The sequence below is a fragment of the Mesorhizobium sp. SP-1A genome (assembly GCF_032460275.1).
Taxonomy (GTDB): Bacteria; Pseudomonadota; Alphaproteobacteria; order Rhizobiales; family Rhizobiaceae; genus Mesorhizobium.
Genome location: NZ_JAVXZD010000007.1, coordinates 143,112 through 164,985, shown reverse-complemented (window position 1 = coordinate 164,985; position 21,874 = coordinate 143,112). Strand labels below are relative to the sequence as shown.

General features: G+C 64.2%; 20 protein-coding genes. 5 read left to right on the top strand and 15 right to left on the bottom strand.

Annotation, left to right across the window (positions count from 1 at the left end; genetic code table 11):
• Positions 1–2: 2 nt before the first annotated feature.
• The 6 genes from QU595_RS25485 to QU595_RS25460 form a co-directional block, all read right to left on the bottom strand.
• Positions 3–773, bottom strand: coding sequence for a BtpA/SgcQ family protein (locus QU595_RS25485; protein WP_315927238.1), 771 nt, complete (start codon positions 771–773; stop codon positions 3–5).
• A gap of 51 nt (positions 774–824) precedes the next feature.
• Complete coding sequence (locus QU595_RS25480; RefSeq protein ID WP_315927236.1) at positions 825–1,580, bottom strand: GntR family transcriptional regulator; 756 nt, start codon at positions 1,578–1,580, stop codon at positions 825–827.
• A gap of 22 nt (positions 1,581–1,602) precedes the next feature.
• Positions 1,603–2,499: an ABC transporter substrate-binding protein gene (locus QU595_RS25475; protein WP_315927234.1), complete on the bottom strand. Its 897-nt coding sequence runs from the start codon at positions 2,497–2,499 to the stop codon at positions 1,603–1,605.
• A gap of 40 nt (positions 2,500–2,539) precedes the next feature.
• Positions 2,540–3,307 (bottom strand): amino acid ABC transporter ATP-binding protein, encoded by a 768-nt coding sequence (locus QU595_RS25470; RefSeq protein ID WP_315927232.1) that lies wholly within the window; start codon positions 3,305–3,307, stop codon positions 2,540–2,542.
• On the bottom strand, positions 3,304–4,242 hold the full coding sequence (locus QU595_RS25465; protein WP_315927230.1) for an amino acid ABC transporter permease: 939 nt from the start codon (positions 4,240–4,242) through the stop codon (positions 3,304–3,306). Before QU595_RS25465 ends, QU595_RS25470 begins: the two co-directional genes overlap by 4 nt.
• A gap of 183 nt (positions 4,243–4,425) precedes the next feature.
• Positions 4,426–4,893, bottom strand: coding sequence for an NUDIX domain-containing protein (locus QU595_RS25460; RefSeq protein WP_315927228.1), 468 nt, complete (start codon positions 4,891–4,893; stop codon positions 4,426–4,428).
• 163 nt (positions 4,894–5,056) lie between these two features.
• Here QU595_RS25460 and QU595_RS25455 point away from each other — a divergent pair, with 163 nt between their 5' ends.
• Entirely contained in the window at positions 5,057–5,449 is a 393-nt protein-coding gene (locus QU595_RS25455; protein ID WP_315927226.1) for a GFA family protein, read from the top strand.
• A gap of 80 nt (positions 5,450–5,529) precedes the next feature.
• On the opposite strand, the gene aguB is transcribed toward QU595_RS25455, so the two are convergent.
• A complete protein-coding gene (gene aguB / locus QU595_RS25450) occupies positions 5,530–6,417 on the bottom strand; it encodes an N-carbamoylputrescine amidase (protein WP_315927224.1) in 888 nt (295 codons plus the stop codon).
• Positions 6,418–6,504: 87 nt separating this feature from the next.
• On the opposite strand from aguB, the gene QU595_RS25445 reads away from it, so the two are divergent.
• Positions 6,505–7,314, top strand: a complete 810-nt coding sequence (locus QU595_RS25445; RefSeq protein WP_315927315.1) for a helix-turn-helix transcriptional regulator — start codon at positions 6,505–6,507, stop codon at positions 7,312–7,314.
• A 162-nt stretch (positions 7,315–7,476) separates the two neighbouring features.
• Here QU595_RS25445 and QU595_RS25440 read toward each other — a convergent pair whose 3' ends face one another.
• On the bottom strand, positions 7,477–8,580 hold the full coding sequence (locus QU595_RS25440; RefSeq protein ID WP_315927222.1) for a polyamine ABC transporter substrate-binding protein: 1,104 nt from the start codon (positions 8,578–8,580) through the stop codon (positions 7,477–7,479).
• A 76-nt stretch (positions 8,581–8,656) separates the two neighbouring features.
• A complete protein-coding gene (aguA, locus tag QU595_RS25435) occupies positions 8,657–9,769 on the bottom strand; it encodes an agmatine deiminase (RefSeq protein WP_315927220.1) in 1,113 nt (370 codons plus the stop codon).
• Positions 9,770–9,983: 214 nt separating this feature from the next.
• Here aguA and QU595_RS25430 point away from each other — a divergent pair, with 214 nt between their 5' ends.
• Complete coding sequence (locus QU595_RS25430; RefSeq protein WP_315927218.1) at positions 9,984–11,774, top strand: NAD(P)/FAD-dependent oxidoreductase; 1,791 nt, start codon at positions 9,984–9,986, stop codon at positions 11,772–11,774.
• A 236-nt stretch (positions 11,775–12,010) separates the two neighbouring features.
• On the opposite strand, the gene QU595_RS25425 is transcribed toward QU595_RS25430, so the two are convergent.
• Both QU595_RS25425 and QU595_RS25420 read right to left on the bottom strand, forming a co-directional pair.
• Complete coding sequence (locus QU595_RS25425) at positions 12,011–12,976, bottom strand: methionyl-tRNA formyltransferase (RefSeq protein WP_315927216.1); 966 nt, start codon at positions 12,974–12,976, stop codon at positions 12,011–12,013.
• A 120-nt stretch (positions 12,977–13,096) separates the two neighbouring features.
• A complete protein-coding gene (locus tag QU595_RS25420) occupies positions 13,097–14,551 on the bottom strand; it encodes an aldehyde dehydrogenase family protein (protein ID WP_315927214.1) in 1,455 nt (484 codons plus the stop codon).
• A gap of 224 nt (positions 14,552–14,775) precedes the next feature.
• Here QU595_RS25420 and QU595_RS25415 point away from each other — a divergent pair, with 224 nt between their 5' ends.
• Together QU595_RS25415 and QU595_RS25410 are read left to right on the top strand one after the other, a co-directional pair.
• Positions 14,776–15,849, top strand: coding sequence for a substrate-binding domain-containing protein (locus tag QU595_RS25415; RefSeq protein ID WP_315927212.1), 1,074 nt, complete (start codon positions 14,776–14,778; stop codon positions 15,847–15,849).
• A gap of 113 nt (positions 15,850–15,962) precedes the next feature.
• Complete coding sequence (locus QU595_RS25410) at positions 15,963–16,700, top strand: SIS domain-containing protein (RefSeq protein WP_315927210.1); 738 nt, start codon at positions 15,963–15,965, stop codon at positions 16,698–16,700.
• Between the two features lie 142 nt (positions 16,701–16,842).
• On the opposite strand, the gene QU595_RS25405 is transcribed toward QU595_RS25410, so the two are convergent.
• The 4 genes from QU595_RS25405 to QU595_RS25390 all read right to left on the bottom strand — a co-directional run bounded on the left by QU595_RS25405 (position 16,843) and on the right by QU595_RS25390 (position 21,785).
• Positions 16,843–18,114, bottom strand: a complete 1,272-nt coding sequence (locus QU595_RS25405; protein ID WP_315927208.1) for a saccharopine dehydrogenase family protein — start codon at positions 18,112–18,114, stop codon at positions 16,843–16,845.
• A gap of 54 nt (positions 18,115–18,168) precedes the next feature.
• Positions 18,169–19,272: a carboxynorspermidine decarboxylase gene (nspC, locus tag QU595_RS25400; RefSeq protein WP_315927206.1), complete on the bottom strand. Its 1,104-nt coding sequence runs from the start codon at positions 19,270–19,272 to the stop codon at positions 18,169–18,171.
• 316 nt (positions 19,273–19,588) lie between these two features.
• Positions 19,589–19,819 carry a WGR domain-containing protein gene (locus QU595_RS25395; protein WP_315927204.1) on the bottom strand — a complete coding sequence of 77 codons (231 nt, stop codon included), beginning with the start codon at positions 19,817–19,819 and terminating at the stop codon, positions 19,589–19,591.
• A 316-nt stretch (positions 19,820–20,135) separates the two neighbouring features.
• A complete protein-coding gene (locus QU595_RS25390) occupies positions 20,136–21,785 on the bottom strand; it encodes an ABC transporter substrate-binding protein (RefSeq protein WP_315927202.1) in 1,650 nt (549 codons plus the stop codon).
• Positions 21,786–21,874 lie beyond the last annotated feature (89 nt).

The window sequence follows — 21,874 nt, the reverse complement described above, 5'->3', positions numbered from 1 at the left end:
GTTCAAGCCTCCACGCGCATGGCAGATGCCGCGCTTTCGCCGCGCAGGTTCTCGACGACATTCATGAGTTCTGCGACATGCGCGCCGTCAACGATGCCGGTATCGGCGTAAGTGTCCTTGAAATAGCTGCCGACGATCGCGCCATCCGCTTCCAGAAGCTGCTCGCGCGCATTGGCGGCGGTGAGGCCGGCGCCGATGAGAAGCGGGAAATCGCTGCCGGTCGTGGCGCGGAAACGGCGCACTTTATCAAGGTCGGTGACCTGGCCGGTGGCGTCGCTGGTCACCACGATGGCGTCGCAGCGTTCCTTGCCGAGGGCGAGGTCCTCGGGTTCCGAACGGCCGGATTTCACCGGCTGGTACTTGAAGCGCACCCCGCCGAGCAGCACAGACGAGACTCCGTCGCGCAATTCGGCAAGCTCGACGGCAAAATCCTTGTCTTCTTCCGGCGGCAAATGGCCGGCGACCGAATCCATCTGGATGAAATCGACCCTGAACTGCTTCGCCAGTTCGAAGGCGAGACGATGGTCGCGCAGCACATTCAGGCCGACCAAGACTCCGGGATTGCGCGTCTCCAGCCATTCCAGCACGCGGCGCACGTCGTCCTTGTCGCCGAAGTAGTTTTCCACGATCACGCCGTCCACGCCGTTTTCGATCAACGTCCCGGTTTCCTTGCGGGCGATTTCCAATCGCTCTTCGGCGGACGAACCCGTCAGGTGCAGCATCCCCAGGATCGGCTTGGGAGTGACAAAGATTTCACGGAAACGATTGTTCAAAGTACTGTCCTATCTGCTGGGTTCGCGCCGGTCGGAAGGCCGGCGAAAAGGCTAGAGCGTAGCTGGATGCCGGGATGCGCGCGGTGCACCGTTCCACGACGTTCCGACCTTCATTTCGAGCGTCGGCGAATAGATCACCGAGGTGCGCTCCACCAGTTGGTCCGTGCTGTCGTAGACATCGCCGCTGGCGCAGATGAAGCCGGGCGAGTCGGTTGCGCCGAACACTTGCCGGGTCAGGTCCGAATGCGGGACGATGGATAGCGTCAGTTCCGAGCGGGTCGGCACCACGCCGTAGTTTTCGCGCATCACCTGATAGAGCGACAGTTGCTCGAAATCGAATTTTTCCAAACCAGGATACCGCCGCAGGTCCAGCCACGACGTATCGAGGTTGAGGAAGGTCTGCACGTCTTCGATGGCGATGCCGCGCGCGCGCACCAGCCGGAGGATCTTTCCTTGCGGCCCATCCTCGATCGTGCGGGACAGGAGCGAGGTCACCGGCCGCTGGCCGCGCGCACGGGAAAAATCGGTGAAACCGCCGAAGTTCCAGATGCTGTGATTGATGGGGGTGTAGGTGACGATCGTGCCCTTGCCGCGGATCTGCTGGACAAGGCCCTCCTTGGCCAGCAGCGCCACCGCGTTGCGAACGGTGCTGCGCGTGATGCCATGCGCGTCCCGCAGCACCGTTTCGGACGGAATCGCTTCACCCTCGGCATATTCGCCGTCGAGGATGCGCACGCGCAGCATCCTGTAGAGCTGCGCGTAGAGCGGCGTCGGCTCGTGCGGGTTGAGAGCGAATTCCGTCGTCATCGAATGCGGTCCCCCTTTCGGATCACTTCCCCGCGTTGACGGTGAAGCTATCCACGGCTGCTTCCTTCAGGCCATAACGGTCGAGGATCTTTTCATACGCGCCATCGGCCTTCATGGCCTCAAGCGTCGCCTGGACGGCGTCGCGCAGCTGGGTCGAGCCCTTGGCGAAGCCGATGCCGTAATTGCCCGGGTCATACAGGTCGCCGATGGTGTAGAATTTGTCGGGTTGCTGCTTCTGCAGGTCGAGTACGCCTTCGAAGCCCATCATAACCGCCTGCGCGCGATCCTGCTTGAGCTGCATGAGCTGTTCGCCCAGCGTGCCGATCTGCAGGATGTTCACCTGGTTGGAGGCGTCGCAGGTCTGCTTGCTGAGGTCTTCCATGATGCCGACCCAGTTCGTGCCGGTCGCGACCGAGACGGTCTTGCCGCACAGATCTTTGACCGCCTTGATGTTGTCCTGATAGCTGACCGGCACGAAGATCTTGTTGCCCGTCTTGAAATAATCGATGAAATCGAGCTGTCCCTGGCGCTTGGTCAGATCCGAAAAAGCCGTCCAGATCATGTCCGCGCGGCCGGTGGTCACCGAGGTGATGAGCTGGGGAAACTCGACATTCTGGAAGTCGATCTTGAGGCCGAGGCGGTCCGCCACTTCCTTGGCGAGGTCGATGTCGGCGCCCTTGAGATCGGTCGAACCGGCGTCCGAATATTCCATCGGCGGGTAGGCCAGGCTGATGACCACCTTCATCGTGCCCGCATCGCGCACGCTTGCCGGCAGCATTTCGCGCAGCTGCTCGTTGGACTTGCCGGACTCGGCCGCCGAGGCGGCGAAGCTGCCGGCAACGCCGAAAGCAAGTGCGGTCGCCACCGCCAGGCGGGCAAACGACAAACCCGCGCGGCGGGACGTATTGCTGGATTTCATGACATGCTCCTCTTTCATGTTCATCGAGCGTTGATCTGGATCAGGCCAGCACGCGTGCCAGGAAGCTGCGCACGCGGGCATCGGTCGGGTTCGCCAGCACGTCGGCGGGCGGCCCCATTTCGCGGATTTCCCCTTCGACCATGACGGCGACACGGTCGGCCACCTCGCGGGCAAATCCGATTTCGTGGGTGACGACCACCATGGTGGTGCCGGAGGCGGCCAGTTCGCGCATCACGTCCAACACCTCGCCCACCAATTCGGGGTCGAGCGCGGAGGTCGGTTCGTCGAACAGCATCACCTTGGGATTCATGGCGAGCGCGCGGGCAATCGCCACGCGCTGCTTCTGGCCGCCGGAAAGCTGCGCCGGATAGGCGTCCCGCCGCTCGGCGAGCCCCACCGAAGCCAGCAACTTTTCGGCGCGCGCGATCGCGGCCGCGCGAGGCTCCCTGCGTACCGTCACCGGCCCTTCGATGATGTTTTCCAGGGCGGTCATGTGCGGGAACAGGTTGAAGTGCTGGAACACCATCCCGATTTCGCGCTGTTGACGCCGTACCTTGCGAGCCGGAAGCTCCTTCAGCGTGCCGTTACGCAACTCGTAGCCGATGATCTGGCCGTCTATCCACACGACCCCGTCGTCCAAGGTCTCGAGATGGTTGAGGCAACGCAGAAGCGTGCTCTTGCCGCTGCCGGAAGGACCAAGGATGCACAGCACCTCGCCATTGCGGACTTCCAGATCCACGCCACGCAGAACCTCGCGGCCGGCGAACTTCTTATGGATGTTGATGGCCTTGACGATGGTTTCGGTCATTGCGCCTTCTCCATCGCGGGCGTGGCAGCCGTGCCGAAACCGAAGGGCAACTTGAAGGACGACCAGACGCTTTTGCGCGAGGCGCCTTTGCCGTAATGCTTTTCGATGAAGTACTGGACGATGCTGAGAACCGTGGTGGCCGCCAGATACCAGATGGCGCAGACGAACAGCAGCTCGATGACCGCTCCGTTGACGAAGTAGACCTGCTGCGCGGCATTGAGCATTTCCGTGCAGGAGATAGCGGCGGCGAGCGACGAGAATTTCAACATGCCGATGGCCGAGTTGCCTAGAACGGGCACGATCAGCCGCATGGCCTGCGGCAGGATGATGCGCCGCAGCGTCTGAAAGCGCGACATGCCGAGCGTGTTGGCGGCCTCGGTCTGGCCGTGGTCGACCGAATTGATGCCGCCGCGCACGACCTCCGTCATATAGGCGCCTTCATTGATGCCCAAGCCCAGCAGCGCGGCAACGAAGGGCGTGACGACATCCACGGTGCGGCCTTCGAAGACGCCAGGAATGACAATGCGCGGGAAGACCAGCGCGATGTTGAACCAGATAAGGAGCTGGAGCAGCACCGGCGTGCCCCGAAATATCCAGACATAGAGCCATGCCACGAAGCGCGTCACCGGATTGGCCGACAGCCGCATGACGGCGAAGATCGTGCCGAGGCTGATGCCAAGGAGCATCGCAAGGGCCGAGATGAGCAGCGTGATGCCAAAGCCACGGACGATCACGCCGGCGGTCAGGAACTCGGCGACGACGTTCCACTGGATCTGCCCATGGGCGAAAGCCTGCACCAGCAGCGCCAGCAGGCCGAGAACGACGATGCCCGCCAGCCAGCGCCCGGGGTGGCGCAGCCGCACGATCCTGTAGCTTCGTTGCCGCAGAGCCTCCGCTTCGACTCTCTGCGGACCTGCTCCCGCCTCCACAGCCATCACCTCTTCCCATTAGTTGTATGGTTAGGTGTACAACTTAGCGGCAGATCGAAATCCGAGTCAACACAAAAGCGCGCCAACCTGCGCGGGCCCGGAAAGCTGTCTTTTTTCGCGTGAAGGGGTTTTAGTGGGGCCTATAGGCAAACTATGTGGCTGGGCGGAGACCTTGGTCCAGCCCCGCGGTCAGGCCAGGTCGGAGCCACCGCAGAAGCGTTCCAGCCGATCCAGGAAAGGCCGCTGGCCTTCCAGTATCTTCTCACGCGCCTGCGCCAGCGAGAACCAGCCGGAGCGGTCCACCTCCGGAAAGGACTGCCGCCGCCCGCTGCCGGGCGGCCATTCCATCTCAAAGGCATTGCTGTGCATGCGCGCCGTGTCCATGTCGCCCTCGCAGGCGAAGGCGACCACCTGCTTGCCGCCCTTCTGGCGCACCTCGCCCAGCGGCAGCAGGTCGCGTTCGGGCGCCTCGCCGGTTTCCTCGGCGAATTCACGGCGGGCCGCTTCCTGCGGGTCCTCGCCGTCATATTCGCCCTTCGGGATCGACCACGCGCCCTGGTCGCGCTTGCTCCAGAACGGGCCGCCGGGATGAACCAGCAGCACGAGGATCGTGCCGGCCGCGCGCTTGTACATCAGGATGCCGGCGCTCTTGCTCATGGAGTATCCCCCTGGCCGAATGTTCCGGACCGTCTCCGCAGGGAACGCGGAAGACCGGGCGCCATTGTAGCAGAAGTCGCGCCAAAAATGCAGGGCCGGATGTTCATGGACGCTCCGCGGCGTTCGTTATAGACATGGCCGCTCGATCTGGAGGAGGTGCAGCATGGACCGGTTTACGGGCGGTTGCCTGTGCGGCAGCGTTCGGATCGTGGCGACGGGCCGTCCGTACCGGGTCGGCCTTTGCCATTGCCTCGACTGTCGCAAGCATCACGGGGCGCTTTTTCACGCCTCCGCGATATTTCCTCAAACCGCCGTGTCGATCGAAGGCGAACCACGCGGCTATGCCGGACGGTTTTTCTGCTCTCGCTGCGGCTCTTCGGTGTTCTCGCGCAGCGCCGACGAAATCGAAGTGAGCCTAGGCGCGCTCGATGCTCCCGACCAGCTGATGCCGACCTACGAGCTCTGGACCGTCCGCCGCCAGTCCTGGCTGCCGCCGTTCCCGCTCAAGAGACGGTACGAGCGCGATCGCGAGCCGACCAGCCGTTTTGAGGAATAAGCGACGTCAGGTCCGGCGCGTCGCTATTGTCCGGCCGCTGCCAGCGCGAGATAACGCGGCCACACCGGCCGGGGATCTGCTCAGTCGCGGCCCGACACCGTCTGACCGTCCAGTGTCGCCAGCCGCCCATACAATTCCGGCCGACGGTCGCGGAACACGCCCCAGGACCGCCGCTGGTGCGCGATGGCGTCGAGGTCGAAGCTTGCCGTCAGCACGGTTTCGGTTTCGCGGTCGGCTTCCGCCACCTTGGCGCCGGTCGGGTCGGCGATGAAGGAGGAGCCGTAGAAGGTGATGCTGGTGCCGTTGCGGCCGGGTTCCGTGCCGATGCGGTTCGACGCGACCAGCGGCATGATGTTGGCGCCGGCGTGGCCCTGCATCACGCGCTGCCAGTGGGCGCTGGAATCCAGCCCCGCGTCATGCGGCTCCGAGCCGATGGCGGTTGGATAGAGCAGCACCTCGGCACCCATCAGCGCCATGGAGCGGGCGGCTTCCGGAAACCACTGGTCCCAGCAGATGCCGACGCCGATGGTGCCGGCCCTGGTCCTCCACACCCTGAAGCCAGTGTCGCCCGGCGAGAAATAGAACTTTTCCGTATAGCCCGGCCCGTCCGGTATGTGGCTCTTGCGGTAATTGCCGAGCACCTTGCCGTCGGCGTCGATCACGACGAGACTGTTGAAATAGGACTGGCCAGCCCGCTCGAAATAGCTGACGGGCAGCACCACGCCCAGTTCCGCCGCCAGCGCGGCGAAATGCGCGATCAGCGGGTTGCCCTCGAACGGGTGGGCGAGGTCGAAGAACTCGTGCAACTGGTCCTGGCAGAAATAGGGCGTGGCAAAGAGTTCCTGGATCAGCACCAGGTCGGCGCCCTTGGCCTTCGCCTGCCGCACCAGCGCCTCCGCGCGCGCGATATTGGCCTTCTCGTCCCAGACGCAGGGCATCTGCGTGGCGGCGACGGTGATGTTGCGCATGGATGGTTCCTTCTACTGCCCGATACGGCACGACCGGCGTGCGGACGTCAACTTGAAATCATGCCGGCGTCGGCTATCGTGACCGACATGCGACCTGATCTTTCCCTCGACCAGCTCGGCCGCTGGAGCCATGGCGTGGCGGCGGCCGCGACGGCGGCTTCGCCGCAGGAGATTTCGGCCAATTTCACCACCGCCGCACGTGAGTTGCTGGCCTCCGACCGCGTCTATATCGGGCTTTATCTGCGCGACTTCAGCTCCGTGACCATAGACGACCATGGGCCGGACCGCTGGAACCGCGACTACGACGCGCGCATCTACCGGCAGGACCCGTTCTTTCGCATGTTCGCCTCGACGCGGCGGGATTTCCTGCTGCCGCTTGCGGCGCTGGATGCCGGCGACTTCCGCCGCACCGCCTATTACCGCGACTTTTACGAACCTTCGGAAAGCTTCGACGAGATCACAGGCGTGTTCAACCTCGACAACGCGACGGCCGGCTACGTCACTTTCCTGCGCCGGCAGGGCGCGCCCGCTTTCGACCCGGCCGACGTCGCGCTGGCCGAAGCCGCCAGCGGCGCGACACGGCTTGTGCTGGAGCGGCTGTGGCGGCAATGGCGCGCCGAGGAACGAAGCGGGGAGCGCGGCCGCATCCAGGAACATTGCGGGAAACCTGGATGTCATTGCGACGATCCCCTGCCCTCGCCGCGCCTGTCGCGACTTTCCGCACGCGAGCGCCAGATCGCCGGCCTGCTCATCAATGGCGGCTGCGCCAAATCCATCTCGCGCAGCCTGTCCATCTCGTCCGGCACGGTTCGCAACCACATCAAGAAGGTGTACCGCAAGCTCGGCATCCATTCGCAGGTGGAGCTGATGGCCGCTGCCCGGGACCTCCTGATGTGAAGATGGGGCGGCAGGCATCGGAGATCCGGGATTGAAGGCGCCGGGGACTATGCCGATCTGCTTTAGCTGATGTGCGCTCCACATCCCCTCGGCCCTGCCGGACAGAGGGGATGATCGGAAGCGATCGGCCAGGTCACAGGCCGTCCCGTCGCCTGCTTTTCGTCACTGGCCGGTGACGACTCGCGTCCATAGCCGGTTCTGGAGCCTCAGCAGCTTGGCGTCGGCGGTGTGCACCACGAACAGCTTGGCCTTGACGTCGTCGGGCGGAAACACGCCCGGATCCTTGGCCACGGCCTGGTCCATCAGCGGCAGCGATTCCGGGATCGGGTTGGCGTAGGACACATAACTGGAATTGGCCGCCGCGATATCCGGGCGCATGTTGAAGTTGATCCAGGCCAGTCCGTTCTCAGGATGCGGCGCGTCCTTCGGAATCGCCATCGTATCGAAGTTGATGAGCGTGCCTTCCTTCGGGATGGAATAGGCGATCTCCAGCTTCTTGGCGGATTCGGCCGCCCGCGTCTTGGCCTGCAAGATATCGCCCGACCACCCCAGCACCACGCAGATGTCGCCGTTGGCGAGGTCGTTGATGTATTTCGAGGAGTGGAAATAGCGGATATAGGGCCGCACCTTGGCCATCAGTTCCTCGACCTTGTTGATGTCGTCGGGATTGGTCGAGTGCGGGTCGAGATGCAGATAGTTCATAGCCATGGGGATGATTTCGGCCGGCGCGTCGATCATGGCCACGCCGCAATCGGCGAACTTGTTTACCACCTCCGGGTTGAACACCATGTCGAAGGAATCGACCGGCGCATCGGGCATGCGCTGCTTCACCGCCTCGACATTGTAGCCGACGCCGTCGGTCACCGACATGTAGGGCACCGCGAACGTGTTGTCCGGATCGGCGGTGGAGATCAGCTTCAGCGCCTGCGGGTCGACCTTGGAAAGGTTGGTCAGCTTGGCCTTGTCCAGCGGCTGGAAGGCGCCCGCCGCCACCTGGTTCTTCAGGAACGGAAAGGCGGACGGATAGACCACGTCGTAGCCCGAGCCGCCGGTCAGAAGCTTGGTCTCGAGCACCTCGTTGCCGTCATAGACGTCATAGGTGACCTTGATGCCGGTCTCCTTCTCGAACTTGGCCGCCGTGTCGGGCGCGATATAGTCCGACCAGTTGTAGACGTTGACGACCTTTTCCTCGTCGGCCCGCGCGACGCCGGTGAAGACGCCGCAGACGAGCGCGGCGGCGAGTGCCGAGACGATCGAAGCACGCATGTAATACCTCCCTTTTGTTCCTGAGATGGAAGCCCTATGGCCTGTGCCCGTCCCGTCTTCAAGCCTGCTTCCGCCTTCAGGCCCGTTTCTGCCCGGCATAGACCGGCAGCGTGATGCAGGCGACGTTGCCGCCGCCCAGCAGGATTTCGCGCGAATTGTCGATGCCGACGACGCGGTGGCGCGGGAACAGCTCGGAGAGCTTCGCCCTGGCCTCGCGGTCGAGCTTCTCGTCGTCGAACTGCGGCACAACCACGACGCTGTTGCCCGGATAATAGTTGATGTAGGTGGCGGCGATGCGGTTGCCCTCCGGCCGCGCCCAAGTGGAATCGACACGGTCCACGCCTTCGGCCTCCGCCGCCGTCATCTCGATGGGCAGCGGGTGGCGGATGCGGTGAACCTCCAGCGGCCGGCCACGCGCGTCGCGCGCGGAGCGCAGAATGTCCTCGGCCTCGCGCACGATCTCGTATTGCGGGTCGTCGCGCTCCTCGGTCCAGCTCAGCGCCACCACGCCGGGCTTCACGAAACAGCACAGATCGTCGATATGGCCGTCCGTCTCGTCGAACGCGAAGCCGCACGGCAGCCAGATCACCTGATCGAGCCCGAGATAGTCGCAGAGCAGCCGCTCCACCTCCGCCTTGCCCAGATGGCCGTTGCGGTTGCGGTTCAGCAGGCACTGCTCGGTGGTGATCAACGTGCCCTGCCCGTCGCATTGAAGCCCGCCGCCCTCGGCGATCAGCGGCGAACGGTAGCGGTCCATGCGCTCCGTCTCCAACACCTTGCGGGCGGCGAGATCGTCCAGGTCCCAGGGCGAATAGAGGCCGCCGTCGAAGCCGCCATAGGCGTTGAAGGTCCAGTCGACGCCGCGCACCTCGCCCTTGTCGTCGATGACGAAATTCGGGCCGCTGTCGCGCAGCCAGCTGTCGTTGGTGGACATCTCGACGAGGCGAATTTGGTCCGGCAGCATGGCGCGCGCGTTCTGCCACTGGCGGCGCGACACGACGATGGTGACTGGCTCGCTCTCGGCGATCGCCGCCGCCACCTTGACGAACAGCTTCTGCGCCGGCTTGGCGCCCAGCCGCCATGTGTCGGGCCGCTCCGGCCAGATCAGCCAGCAGCCTGCCTTGGGCTCGAACTCGCCCGGCGCGCGAAAGCCGTCCTGTTTCGGTGTGCTGGCAAGCGTGCGTGACATCTATCTGCAATCCGGTGCCTGAAAAATCCGGACCGGATGAGGCGGCGACAAGGCTGCAAGGTCAATGTCCCATTTGGGACATGCCGCCCAAGGATGCGCCTGGAACACGCTGCCGGGTGGCACATCGGATTACCCGGCCGGGAGCTTCACCCGGCCCGAAAGCCCGTGCAAGATGGGCAAGGACAATGGCCAAGCGTTTAAGGCAGGAGGACCGATGCTCGACACCGCAGCCGCCAAATCCGCCACCGCCGAGGCCGATGCCTGGCTGGAGGGCTTCGCAAGGGCGCTGGACCAGCGCGATGCCGATGCCGCCGCTTCCATGTTCGGGGAGAATTGCTACTGGCGCGACCTCATCGCCTTCACCTGGAACATCCGCACGCTGGAGGGGCGCGAGGCGATCCGCGACATGCTGGCCGCCACGCTCGAGACCGTGTGCCCCCGCGCATGGCGGCTCTCGGGCGAAGCGACCGCAGAACACGGCACGGTGGAGGCGTGGTTCACCTTCGAAACGCAGGCGGCGCGCGGTGAAGGCTGCCTGAGGCTGCGTGATGGCAAGTGCCGCACCTTCTTCACCGCTGTTTCAGAGCTGAAGGGGTTCGAGGAGCGCAAGGGACCGAGCCGGCCGCTCGGCGTGAAGCACAGGGCCGACCGCGACCGCGAGACTTGGGCGGAGGCGCGGCGGCGCGAGCAGTCGGAACTCGGAACCGCGACGCAGCCCTATTGTGTCGTCATCGGCGGCGGCCAGGGCGGCATCATGCTCGGCGCGCGGCTGAAACAGCTCGGCGTGCCGACGATCATATTGGAGAAGAACGCCCGCGCCGGCGATTCCTGGCGCAACCGCTACCGCTCGCTCGTGCTGCACGATCCGGTCTGGTACGACCATCTGCCATACATCCCCTTCCCCGATCATTGGCCGGTGTTCACGCCCAAGGACAAGATGGGCGACTGGCTGGAGATGTATGCCAGGGTGATGGAGCTGGATTACTGGACCTCCAGCGCCTGCACGGCCGCCGCCTATGACGATGCGAAGGGCGAGTGGACGGTGGAGGTGGACCGCGACGGCGAACGCATGACCTTGAGGCCGAAGCAGCTCGTCTTCGCCACCGGCGCCTACGGCCCGCCGCGCATGATCGACCTGCCTGGCGCCGAGACGTTCAAGGGAGAGATCCTGCATTCCAGCCGCTATGCCGACGGCTCTCGCTTTCGCGGCAAGGCCTGCGCGGTCATCGGCGCGGCCAGTTCCGGCCACGACGTCAGCGTGGACCTCTGGGAGGCCGGCGCCAAGGTGACGATGATCCAGCGTTCGCCCACCACGGTCGTGAAGTCCGACACGCTGATGGAAATGGGCTTCGACACCTATTCGGAAGCGGCACTCGCGCGCGGCATCGACGTGGATCGCGCCGACATGCTTTCGGCGTCGGTGCCGTTCGCCCTGATGCCGGAAGGGCAGAAGCGGCTCTACGACCGCATCCGCGCCCGTGACGCCGATTTCTACGACCGGCTGGCGCGCTCGGGCTTCGCCATCGATTTCGGCGAGGACGAAACCGGCCTCCTGATGAAGGCGCTGCGCACCGGCTCGGGCTACTATATCGACGTCGGCGCGTCCGACCTCATCATCGACGGCGAGATCGAGGTGGTCAGCGGCGCCGGCATCGAGACGCTGACGCCGGGCGGCATCGTCTTCGAGGACGGGCGCGAGATTGAGGCGGACGCCATCATCGCCTGCACCGGCTACCAGTCCATGCACGAAACCGTCGCCGAACTGGTCTCGCGCGAGGTCGCCGACCGGGTCGGCCCCTGCTGGGGCCTCGGCTCGGGCGTGAAAGGCGATCCCGGCCCGTGGAAGGGCGATCCGCGCAACATGTGGAAACCGACCGCGCAGGAGGGCCTGTGGTTCCACGGCGGCAATCTGGCGCTGTCGCGTTTCTATTCGAAATTTGTGGCCATGCAGATCAAGGCGCGCATGGAAAGGCTGCCGACGCCCGTCTACGGACCGCGCGGATAGGAACAATCGACCTTCATGGGTCTGAGCGTGGAGCGTGCCGCTTGCGACCGGTTTTCCCCTGCTGTCCTGACGAGGGGGCCAATGACAATGCGCACGATAAACAACGGTGCGAGACGACGGAAAAACGGCGGACCCGGGTTCTTGTCCGGGTCCGCCCATCCTGGGGAGGATGCCGTCTTTCGGACGGGAATGGTAAGCAGGCGGTGGCGGCCCGCCGTCCCAGGACCGCGAGGCGGTCAGCTCGCGGCGGCGGCGAAGCTTAGCGCTTCCTGCGATTCCAGCTTCTCACCCACCTTCAGGCCGTGGGCGCGGGCGAAGTCGGCGGCGGCGAACTTGCGGCCGGACTCGGTGCGCACCCTGGAAATCTCCACCGATCCGCCCTGTACGCTCACGCGGATGCTTTCCTCGCCGATGGCCGCGATCTCGCCGGGCTTGCCCGCCACGTCACCGAAGCGGCGCACCGGATGCTTGCGCGCATCGAACAGGCGCACCTTTTCGCCCAGCACGAAGGTCCATGCGCCCGGCGCCGGGTCGCAGCCGCGGATCAGGTTGTGGATCTGGTCGATATGGGCGCCCCAGTTGATGCGGGCCTCGCCGTCCTTGCACCAGCCTTCATAGGACGCTGCGTCCTCGTCCTGCACCGCTTCCGAGTGGCGGCCGGCGACGACGAGGCCGGCCGCTTCCAGCATGGCCTGCACCCCGATCGGGAACAGATGGTCGAAATAGACCGAGCCCAGCGTGTCCTCGGGGCCGATGGCAACCGTCTTCTGCAGGATCACCGGGCCCTCGTCCAGTCCGTCGGTCGGGCGAAAGATGGTCAGCCCCGTCTCGGTGTCGCCCTTGATGATCGGCCAGTTGATGGAGCTGGGGCCGCGATATTTCGGCAGCATGGAGGGGTGGTACTGGATCATACCGTGCTTCGGGATGTTGACGAAGGATTGCGGCGCGAACTGCAGCACATAGGCCATGACGCCGAGGTCGACATCCAGCTCGCGCAGCGCGGCTTCCGCCGCCTCGCCCTTCAGGTTGGGAAGCTGGAACAGCCTCAGCCCCTGCTCCTGCGCCGCGACGCGCAGCGGGTCAGGCCTCGCGCCCGGCTTTTCCGGAGCGCAGAATACGGCCGCGACCTCGTCGCCGCGCGCCAGGAACGCTTCCAGCACGGCCTTTCCGAACGCCTGCTGGCCGATGATTGCAATGCGCATGATGGTCCTCCTCGATTTGGCAAAGACTGCCCTGCCCCGCCCGCTGGCGCGGGCAGGCGGTTGCTCGGTCTGGTGGAACCGGCCCTATGGACGGGCCGGAGATTAGGTTATCCGCTCGGCTCAGCGCCCGGTGTTCACCCAGACGACCTTGGCCTCGGTGAAGTTCTCGATCGCCGCCTCGCCGTGCTCGCGGCCGAAGCCGGAGTCGCGCGCGCCGCCCCAGGGCAGGCGGATATCGGTGGGGCCATAGGTGTTGACCCACACCGTGCCCGCCTTCAGGCGCCGGGTGAAACGGTGCGCCCGGGCGATGTCGCTCGTCCACACGCCGGCGGCCAGGCTGTAGACGGTGCCATTGGCGATGCGAATGGCGTCTTCCTCGTGCTTGAAGGGGATGACGGCTGCGACCGGGCCGAAGATCTCTTCCTGCGAGATGCGCATGTCGTGGCGCACGCCGGCAAACACGGTTGGCTCGACATAATAGCCCTTGTCGCCGTGCCTGCCGCCACCGGTCACCACCCTGGCGCCTTCTTTGCGGCCGATCTCGATATAGGCGAGCACGCGCTTCATCTGGGCTTCGGAGACCAATGGCCCCATGGCGGTCGAAGCTTCCTGCGGATTGCCGATGCGCGTCGATTGCGCACGCGCCGCCAGCCGCTCCACCACCTCGTCATGGATGCTTTCATGCACGAGGATGCGCGAGCCGGCCGAACACACTTGCCCGGTGTTGAAGAAGATGCCGGAGCCGGCCGCCTTCACCGCCATGTCGATATCGGCGTCGGGGAAGATGATGTTGGCCGACTTGCCGCCCAGTTCCAGCGTCACGCGCTTGAGGTTGCCGGCAGCACCCTGCAGAATCTGGCGGCCGACCGCGGGAGAGCCGGTGAACGTCACCTTGTCCACGTCGGGATGGTCCACCAGCGCCTGCCCGGCCACCTTGCCGAAGCCCGGCACGACGTTCAACACGCCGGCGGGGAACCCGGCCTCTAGCGCCAGTTCGCCGATCTTCAGCGCCGTCAGCGGCGTGATCTCGGCGGGCTTCAGCACCACGGTGCAGCCGCAGGCCAGCGCCGGCGCGATCTTCCACATTCCGATCATCAGCGGGAAGTTCCACGGGATGATGGCGCCCACCACGCCGAGCGGCTCGCGCACCGTATAGGTGAGCGCATCCGGCCGCGCGGGGATGACCTGGCCGTTTATCTTGTCGGCCATACCCGCATAATAGGTCAGCGTGTCGATCACCGCCGGCAGGTCCTGGCGGCGGATGGCAGAGACCGGTTTGCCGGAATCGAGGCTTTCGAGCCGAACCAGCTCCTCTTCGTCGCGGCGGATCAGGTCGGCCAGCTTGAGCAGCAGCACGCCCCGGTCACTCGCTTTCATGTGGCTCCACGGTCCCTCGAAGGCGGCGCGGGACGAGCGCACGGCGGCATCGACGTCGTTGGCATCGGCCTCCGCCACCTTCGCCAGCACCTCGCCGGTCGCGGGATTGAGCGTCTCGAAGCTGCGGCCCGAGCTTGCGGCAACGCGGCGCCCGTCGATCAGCAGCTTCTCGGTGTCGTCGATGATGCGGTTCAGCACGACGGGCCCTCCAAATAGGAATTCTATTTCATATCTCTGTAACCGGCTCGTTCGTCTCGCCGGTCGATACGAGATGGAAAACAGCGTAGATGCCTTGCAAATTCATGGGAATATGAAATCTTCTGCCTATAGGGCGCAGCGAAGATATGAACCGGCGGACATATGTGACTGCCGGAATAATATGAAACTGAGTTCATATCTCGCGAGCGGCAACGGAGGAGTTCATGATCGAGATCGAGATCGAGCCGGTGTGGCGTTTCAGGCGGCGCGAGGACGCGCAGTCGATGCAGATCATGCTCGACTTCCTGGCTGAGATCAGGTCGTCGGGAAAGATCACCGCAGCCGCGGACCGCGCGCATGTCTCCTACCGGCACGCATGGAACCTGATCGAGAAATGGTCGGAGTTCTTCGACATGCCGCTGGTGGTGCGCCGACAGGGCAGCGGCACCAGCCTCACCCCTTTTGGCGACAAGCTGGTGTGGGCCGGCCAGCGGCTGGAGGCGCGGCTCAGGCCCCTGCTCCAGAACCTGTCGCAGGAGCTGGAGACGGAGATCAACCAGATGCTGCCGCACGGCCCGCTGGTGCTGCGCGTGCATGCCAGCCACGGCTTCGCCGTGCCGAAGCTGCGCGAACTGCTGGCGCAGGAGCCGGGGCTCGATGTCGATTTCCGCTATGTCTCCAACCAGAATTCGCTGGTGTCGCTGGCGCATGACGGCTGCGACCTCGCCGGCATGCACCTGCCGCAGGGCGAACTGCGCAAGCGCGCCATCGCCGCCAGCAAGGGCTGGCTGACGCCCGGCATCCACCGCGTCATCGGCTTCGTCACGCGCGAGGTGGGATTGATCGTGGCGCGCGGCAACCCGCTCGGCATCACCACGGTGGAGCGCCTGCTCGATCCGCAGGTGCGCTTCGTCAACCGCGATCCGGATTCGGGCACGCGGCTACTGTTCGACCAGATGCTGGCGCAGCACCGGCTCGACGCCTCACAGATCAACGGCTACGAGCATGGCGAGTTCACCCATGCCGCCGTCGCCGCCTACGTGGCCTCAGGCATGGCCGACGTCGCCTTCGGCGTGGAGGCCGCCGCGCGCCAGTTCGAGCTCGATTTCGTACGGCTGCTGTCGGAAGACTATTTCTTCGTCTGCCACAAGGACATACTCGAACTGGACGCGGTGAAGCGCATCCTCAAGATCATGCAGGGGCAGGAATTCCACGCCGCCATCTCGCAGGTGCCGGGCTATCGGGTGAAAGACCCCGGCGTCATCAAGACCATCGGCCAGGTGTTCAGGTCGGAGTAAGGCAGCTCTGGCTCCTTCCCCGCCCTGTCTACTTCCGCACGCAGGCGCTTTACAGCGCCGCTTGACGGGAGGCATATCGGGAAACGGATTTTACCGACAACCGGAAGACAAGCATGAGCAGTACGCCCACCGCAGTCGCCTATCTGGCCGAACTCGCTGCCCGCATGGGCCGGCTGATGGAGGCCAATGCCGGAGCCATCGCGGCCGCCGCCGACGCGGTGGAGCGGGCGGCGCGCGCCGACGGGCTGGTCTACATCTTCGGCACCGGCCACAGCCATCTGCTGGCCGAGGAGGCGCACTATCGTGCCGGCGGTCTGGCGCTGGCGGTGCCCGTGCTGTCCACGCCGCTGATGGTACATGAGGGCGCGGTGTCCAGCACCACGTTCGAGCGCATACCGGGCGTTGCCGCCACCGTGTTCGAACATTATCCGCTGGGTCCGAACGACGTGCTGGTGATCCCGTCGAACAGCGGCGTCAACATCGCCACGGTCGAGGCGGCACAGCTTGCCAAGGCGAAGGGCGCGACCGTGATCGCACTCACGTCCGTAGAGTATTCGACGCAGGTCGCCGGCGGCCGCACCCGCGTCATGGATGTGGCCGACATCGTGCTCGACAATGGCGCGCCGCCCGGCGACGCCGTGCTCGACCTGCCGGGCTCCGGCTTGCGCGTCGGCCCCGTCTCGACCTCGATCGGCGCGGCGCTCATCAATGCGGTGTTCGCCGAAGTCGCAATGCGGCTCCAGGCGTCCGGCGGCGAGGCGCCGGTCTATCGCAGCGCCAACATGCCGGGCGCGAAGGAGATCAACGAGCGGTTGATTGCGCGCTACCGGCCCCGCAACCGGCATTTGTGACGGCTACGGCCGAGGCGCCGCCCGCGATGACCATCGGGCGCCAATACCGAAGCGGCCGGCGCGTATTCCGGCACCGGCCGCTCCATCTCATATCGTCAAGGCATTCGGCCGGAACAGGCCCCGGCCGCGCCACGGCCTCTTGTCAGGCGACGCGGGCCGCCTTGGCGGACGGCTCCGGGAAGGTCAGGCGCTCGTCGCGCTCGCCCTCGCGCACCCACGTCGGCAGCCCGATCCTATCCAGCACCGCCAGGAACGGCAGCGGCGGCAAATCCTCGACATTGGCCATCTTCTTCACGTCCCATTCGCCGGTAGCGACCAGCATGGCGGCCGCCACCGCCGGCACGCCGGCCGTGTAGGAGATGCCCTGCGAGCCGACTTCCTCATAGGCTTGCCTGTGGTCGGCGACGTTGTAGATGAACACTTCGCGCGCCTTTCCGTCCTTCTCGCCCTTCACCAGATCGCCGATGCAGGTCTTGCCGGTGTAGTCCGGCGCCAGCGAGGACGGGTCGGGCAGCACCGCCTTCACCACCTTGAGCGGCACCACCTCCTGCCCCTCGGCCGTTTTCACCGGCTGCTCGGAAAGCAGGCCGAGGCTGTTCAGCACGGTGAAGACGTTGATGTAGTGGTCGCCGAAGCCCATCCAGAATCGCACGTTCGGCACGCCGAGGTTCTGCGACAGCGAATGCACCTCGTCATGGCCGGTGAGGTAGCTCTGGCTCTTGCCGACCACCGGCAGGTCCCAGTCCTTGCGGACCTCGAACATCTTGTTCTGGGTCCACTTGTTGTCCTGCCATGACCAGACGCGGCCGGTGAACTCGCGGAAATTGATCTCCGGGTCGAAATTGGTGGCGAAGTAGCGGCCATGGCTGCCGGCATTGATGTCGATGATGTCGATCTCGTCGACGCGGTCGAAATAGCTGTCCACGGCCAGCCGCGCATAGGCGTTCACGACGCCCGGATCGAAGCCGGCGCCGAGGATGGCGGTGACGCCTGCCTTCTCGCATTCGGCGCGGCGTTTCCACTCGTAATTGGCGTACCATGGCGGCGTCTCGCACACCTTGGCCGGATCCTCGTGGATGGCGGTGTCGATATAGGCGGCTCCCGTCTCGATGCAGGCCGACATGACCGACATGTTGAGGAAGGCCGAACCGACATTGATGACGATCGCACAACCCGTCCTTTCGATCAGCGCCTTCGTGGCCGCCACATCCATGGCGTCAAGCTGATGGGCCTCGACCTTGCCCGCGACCTTCAGGCTGTTCTTCTCCCGGACGGATTCCGCCATCCTCTGGCACTTCGCAAGGGTGCGCGAGGCGATGTGGATATCGCCGAGCACATCGTTGTTCTGCGCGCACTTATGCGCCACGACCTGCGCCACGCCACCGGCGCCGATGATGAGCACGTTCTTCTTCATTCCGGGGGATGTTTCCTTTGGGTTGGAGTTGATGGACGAGCCTGCCGGTTTCGGTCAGGACAGGCTCCGCTCGTAGTCGGCAAAGCCGAATTCGCGCACGACCCGAACCGACCCGTCGGTTTCCCGGATCGCGATGGCCGGCATCTTCACGCCGTTGAACCAGTTCTTCTTGACCATTGTATAGCCGGCCGCGTCCTGGAAGGAGATGCGGTCGCCGACCTTCAGCTCGGACGGGAAGTCGAACTCGCCGAACACGTCGCCGGCCAGGCACGACTTGCCGCACACCATGTAGCGATGCGGCCCCTCGTTCGGCGCGACCTTGGCGCTTTCGCGATAGATCAGAAGGTCCAGCATATGCGCTTCGATGGAGGAATCCACGATGGCGAGGTTCTTGCCGTTGGCCAGCGTGTCGAGCACGGTGACTTCCAATGTCGTGCTTTTCGTGATCGAGGCTTCGCCCGGCTCCAGATAGACCTGCACGCCGAAGCGGCCGGAAAACGCCTTGAGGCGTTCGCAAAAGGCCTCCACCGGATAGTTCTCGCCGGTGAAATGGATGCCGCCGCCGAGGCTCACCCACTCAGCCCGCTTCAGCAGCGTGCCGAACTTTTCCTCGATCTGCGAAAGCATGCGGTCGAACAGGGAAAAATCCGCGTTCTCGCAATTGTTATGGATCATGAAGCCGCTGATGCGGTCCATCACCCTTTCCACCCGCGCCGCATCCCAATCGCCCAGGCGGCTGAACGGACGGGCGGGGTCGGCAAGATCAAAGGTGGAGGAGGAAACGCCCGGATTGAGCCTGAGGCCCCGCGCGATACTACCGGCCCTGCCTTCGAAGCGCTCGAGTTGGCCGATCGAGTTGAAGATGATCTTGTCGGCATGCGAGACGACCTCGTCTATCTCCTCGTCGGCATAGGCGACCGAATAGGCATGCGTCTCGCCGCCGAACTTCTCGCGCCCGAGCCGCACCTCGTAGAGCGAGGACGAGGTGGTGCCGTCCATATAGTCGCGCATCAGGTCGAACACCGACCATGTGGCGAAGCATTTCAATGCCAGCAGCGCCTTCGCCCCGGATTTTTCCCGCAGCGTGGCGATCTTTTCCATGTTGCGCAGGAGCTTCGCCTTGTCGATGAGGTAATAGGGCGTTGGGATCGTGGACATCCAGTCGGAACCAGTCGTTCGAAAATAAAGTCGGCGCGTGGGACGCGATGAGGTTGCTTTGCCGCTGCGCCGCTCTCTCGGCCTTCGGCCGGACTTCCGGAAGAGAGCGCCGGGCCTTGCCCGACGTGGCGCGATACGTCCGCGGCTTAAGCCTGCGGCTCGCAGATATGCGGTCTGGAACAACGGGGTTCCAGCCGCCTGATGGCGCATTCCTTCATCATGGCGCGGCAACCTACAGGCCATGGCGCGCAAGTCAAGGATAGACGGCGGGTGGCATGGGAGGAAACGTCCCATTCACGCTCAGGGCGCGTTTTCCTCACGGCTCGCGGTAGCCGCGGCGGCGCTTGCGCGCTTCCAGTTTCCCGAGCGCGGCGCGCGCGTCGTCGCTGGTCGCATAGGATTCGATCTTCGCCTGTCCGGCGGTGCCGATGCGACCCCAGGCACGCACCACGGAAACCTCGCCGAACAGGGTCGGTTGCAGGGACAACAGATAGAAGCGCGCCATGTTGCGGGCGGGTTCGATGCGGTGGAGGATGCGCTCGGTCATGGGGCGATTCTGCACCGTGCATCCGCGCCGGATCCAACGCATGTTTTGAATCGGTCACGATGGACCGATTCATTCCTGTGATGGGTGAATGAGGCGGCAACAGCAGGCGCGGACGGCGGTCAGTCGCCTCGCCGGAATGCTTCCGCAAATCCGTCGCCTGAATTCCGGCGAATGGTCGCGAGCGGGTCTTGCCGATATCGCCGGAAACGCCGGCTGCTTTTCGAATGAAGCGGAATTTTCAAGCAAGAACGGGGCGCTTCCGAAACGCCCCGATCCTTCGCCAGTCGGTTTGACGATCTGCCAGATGGAAGCTCGATCAGGCGTCCAGCCAGACTTTTTCGATATCCATCTCGAAAGTCGGGTGGACTCCGTAGCCTTTCACCTTCTTGTTCATATGGCTGAACACCTTCTGCCAGTAAGGCTGGATGATCACTCCCGAATCCTGGAGGATCTGTTCGAGATCCTTCATGACTTGCTTCCGCTTCTCCACGTCGTTGATAGAGAGCGCCTGCTTGAGCTTGGCGTCGAAATCCGGGTTCGAATAGCCGGACTCGTTCCAGGCTCCGCCGGTGCGATAGCCAAGCGTCAAAACCTGGACACCGAGCGGGCGCATGTACCAGATGGTCATGGAGTAGGGATATTTCGTCCAGTTGTTCCAGAAGGTCGAGCCGGGCAGAACCGTGCGCTTCACTTTGATGCCGGCTTCGCGAAGCTGGGCGGCGATCGCATCGCCCGTGTTCTTCTGCCAGTCGTCCTCGACGGTGATCAGTTCATGCTCGAAGTCCGCCTGGCCGGCTTCGGCCATCAGTTTCTTGGCCCCCTCCATGTCGCGGGTCTTCTTGGGCAGCGGATAATATTCGGGATGGATCGGGCTGACATGGTGGTTCTCACCGACCGTTCCCCGTCCGTTGTAGCCGAGCTGAAGCACGGCGTTGTTGTCGACCGCCATTTGCAGCGCGTTGCGTACCCGCTGGTCGTCATAAGGCTTGTTCTCGACATGGGTGCGCGCCACCAGCGTCGTTGCCGTCGCTACCTCGGACTTTATCAGGTCCATCTTGTCGAGGATGTCGATGAAGTCCGGAGGCGTTTCGAGGTTCGCGTCGACTTCGCCGGAATCGAACGCATTCACCGTGGCCGAAAAATCGGTGCCGTAGTCGATGAATTCCGCGCCGTCGAGCAGCGCCTCGCCACCCCACCATTTCCCGTTCTCGCGCCGTTTCACGACCGCCTTCGCTCCCACATCGTAGGACACCATCTCGAAGGCGCCTGTGCCGATGGGCTTGGAAATCGGATTGGCGCCGTCGGCATCGAAATTGCGGTGGACGATCAGCGCGGGATAGTCGGTGAAATTGGCGATCAGCGAGATGTCGGGTTCGCTCAACTTCAGCTTGACGGTATGGTCATCGGCCTTGGAAATGGCCCCCTCCTTGGCCTGTCCGGTCTTGTCGTCGATCAGCGCGCCGACGCGTGCAGCCATCGAATTGCCGGCGGCTTTCTTCTCACACCAACGCTTCAGATTGTAGAGGACGTCGTCGGCGTTGAAGGCATCGCCATTGTTCCAGGTGACATCCTTGCGCACGTGCAGTGTGTATTCGGTAGCATCGTCGCTGACATCCCAGCTTTCGAGCAGAACCGGTTCGAATGTGAATTCGCGGGTGTAGCGCACGAGCGGCTCGAGCCAGGTACGCGTGATATTCGCCATCTCCACCCAGTCATATGTCCTGGGGTCCTTCTGTGCCTTGACCGGCATCGAGACACGCAGCGTTCCACCTTTCTTGGCTTCCTGGGCGAAGGCCGGCGTCGGCATGGAAAGACCGATCATGCTATATGCAAGAGCCGTCGAAGCACCGAAGGTGCTGGCCAACGCCAGAAACTCCCGGCGGTCCATCCGGCCTTCACGGGCGTCTTTCGCCATGGCTTCTATCGCCGGCGGGACATGATTGCTGTTGCTTCTATAGAACGCCATTTCTTTCTCCCTTTTTTCGTGTTCCCGACGATGGTCGCCGATTTCGGTTTTTCTGGTTCCGCTTACCATCGCAAACTAAGTCTCGGCAC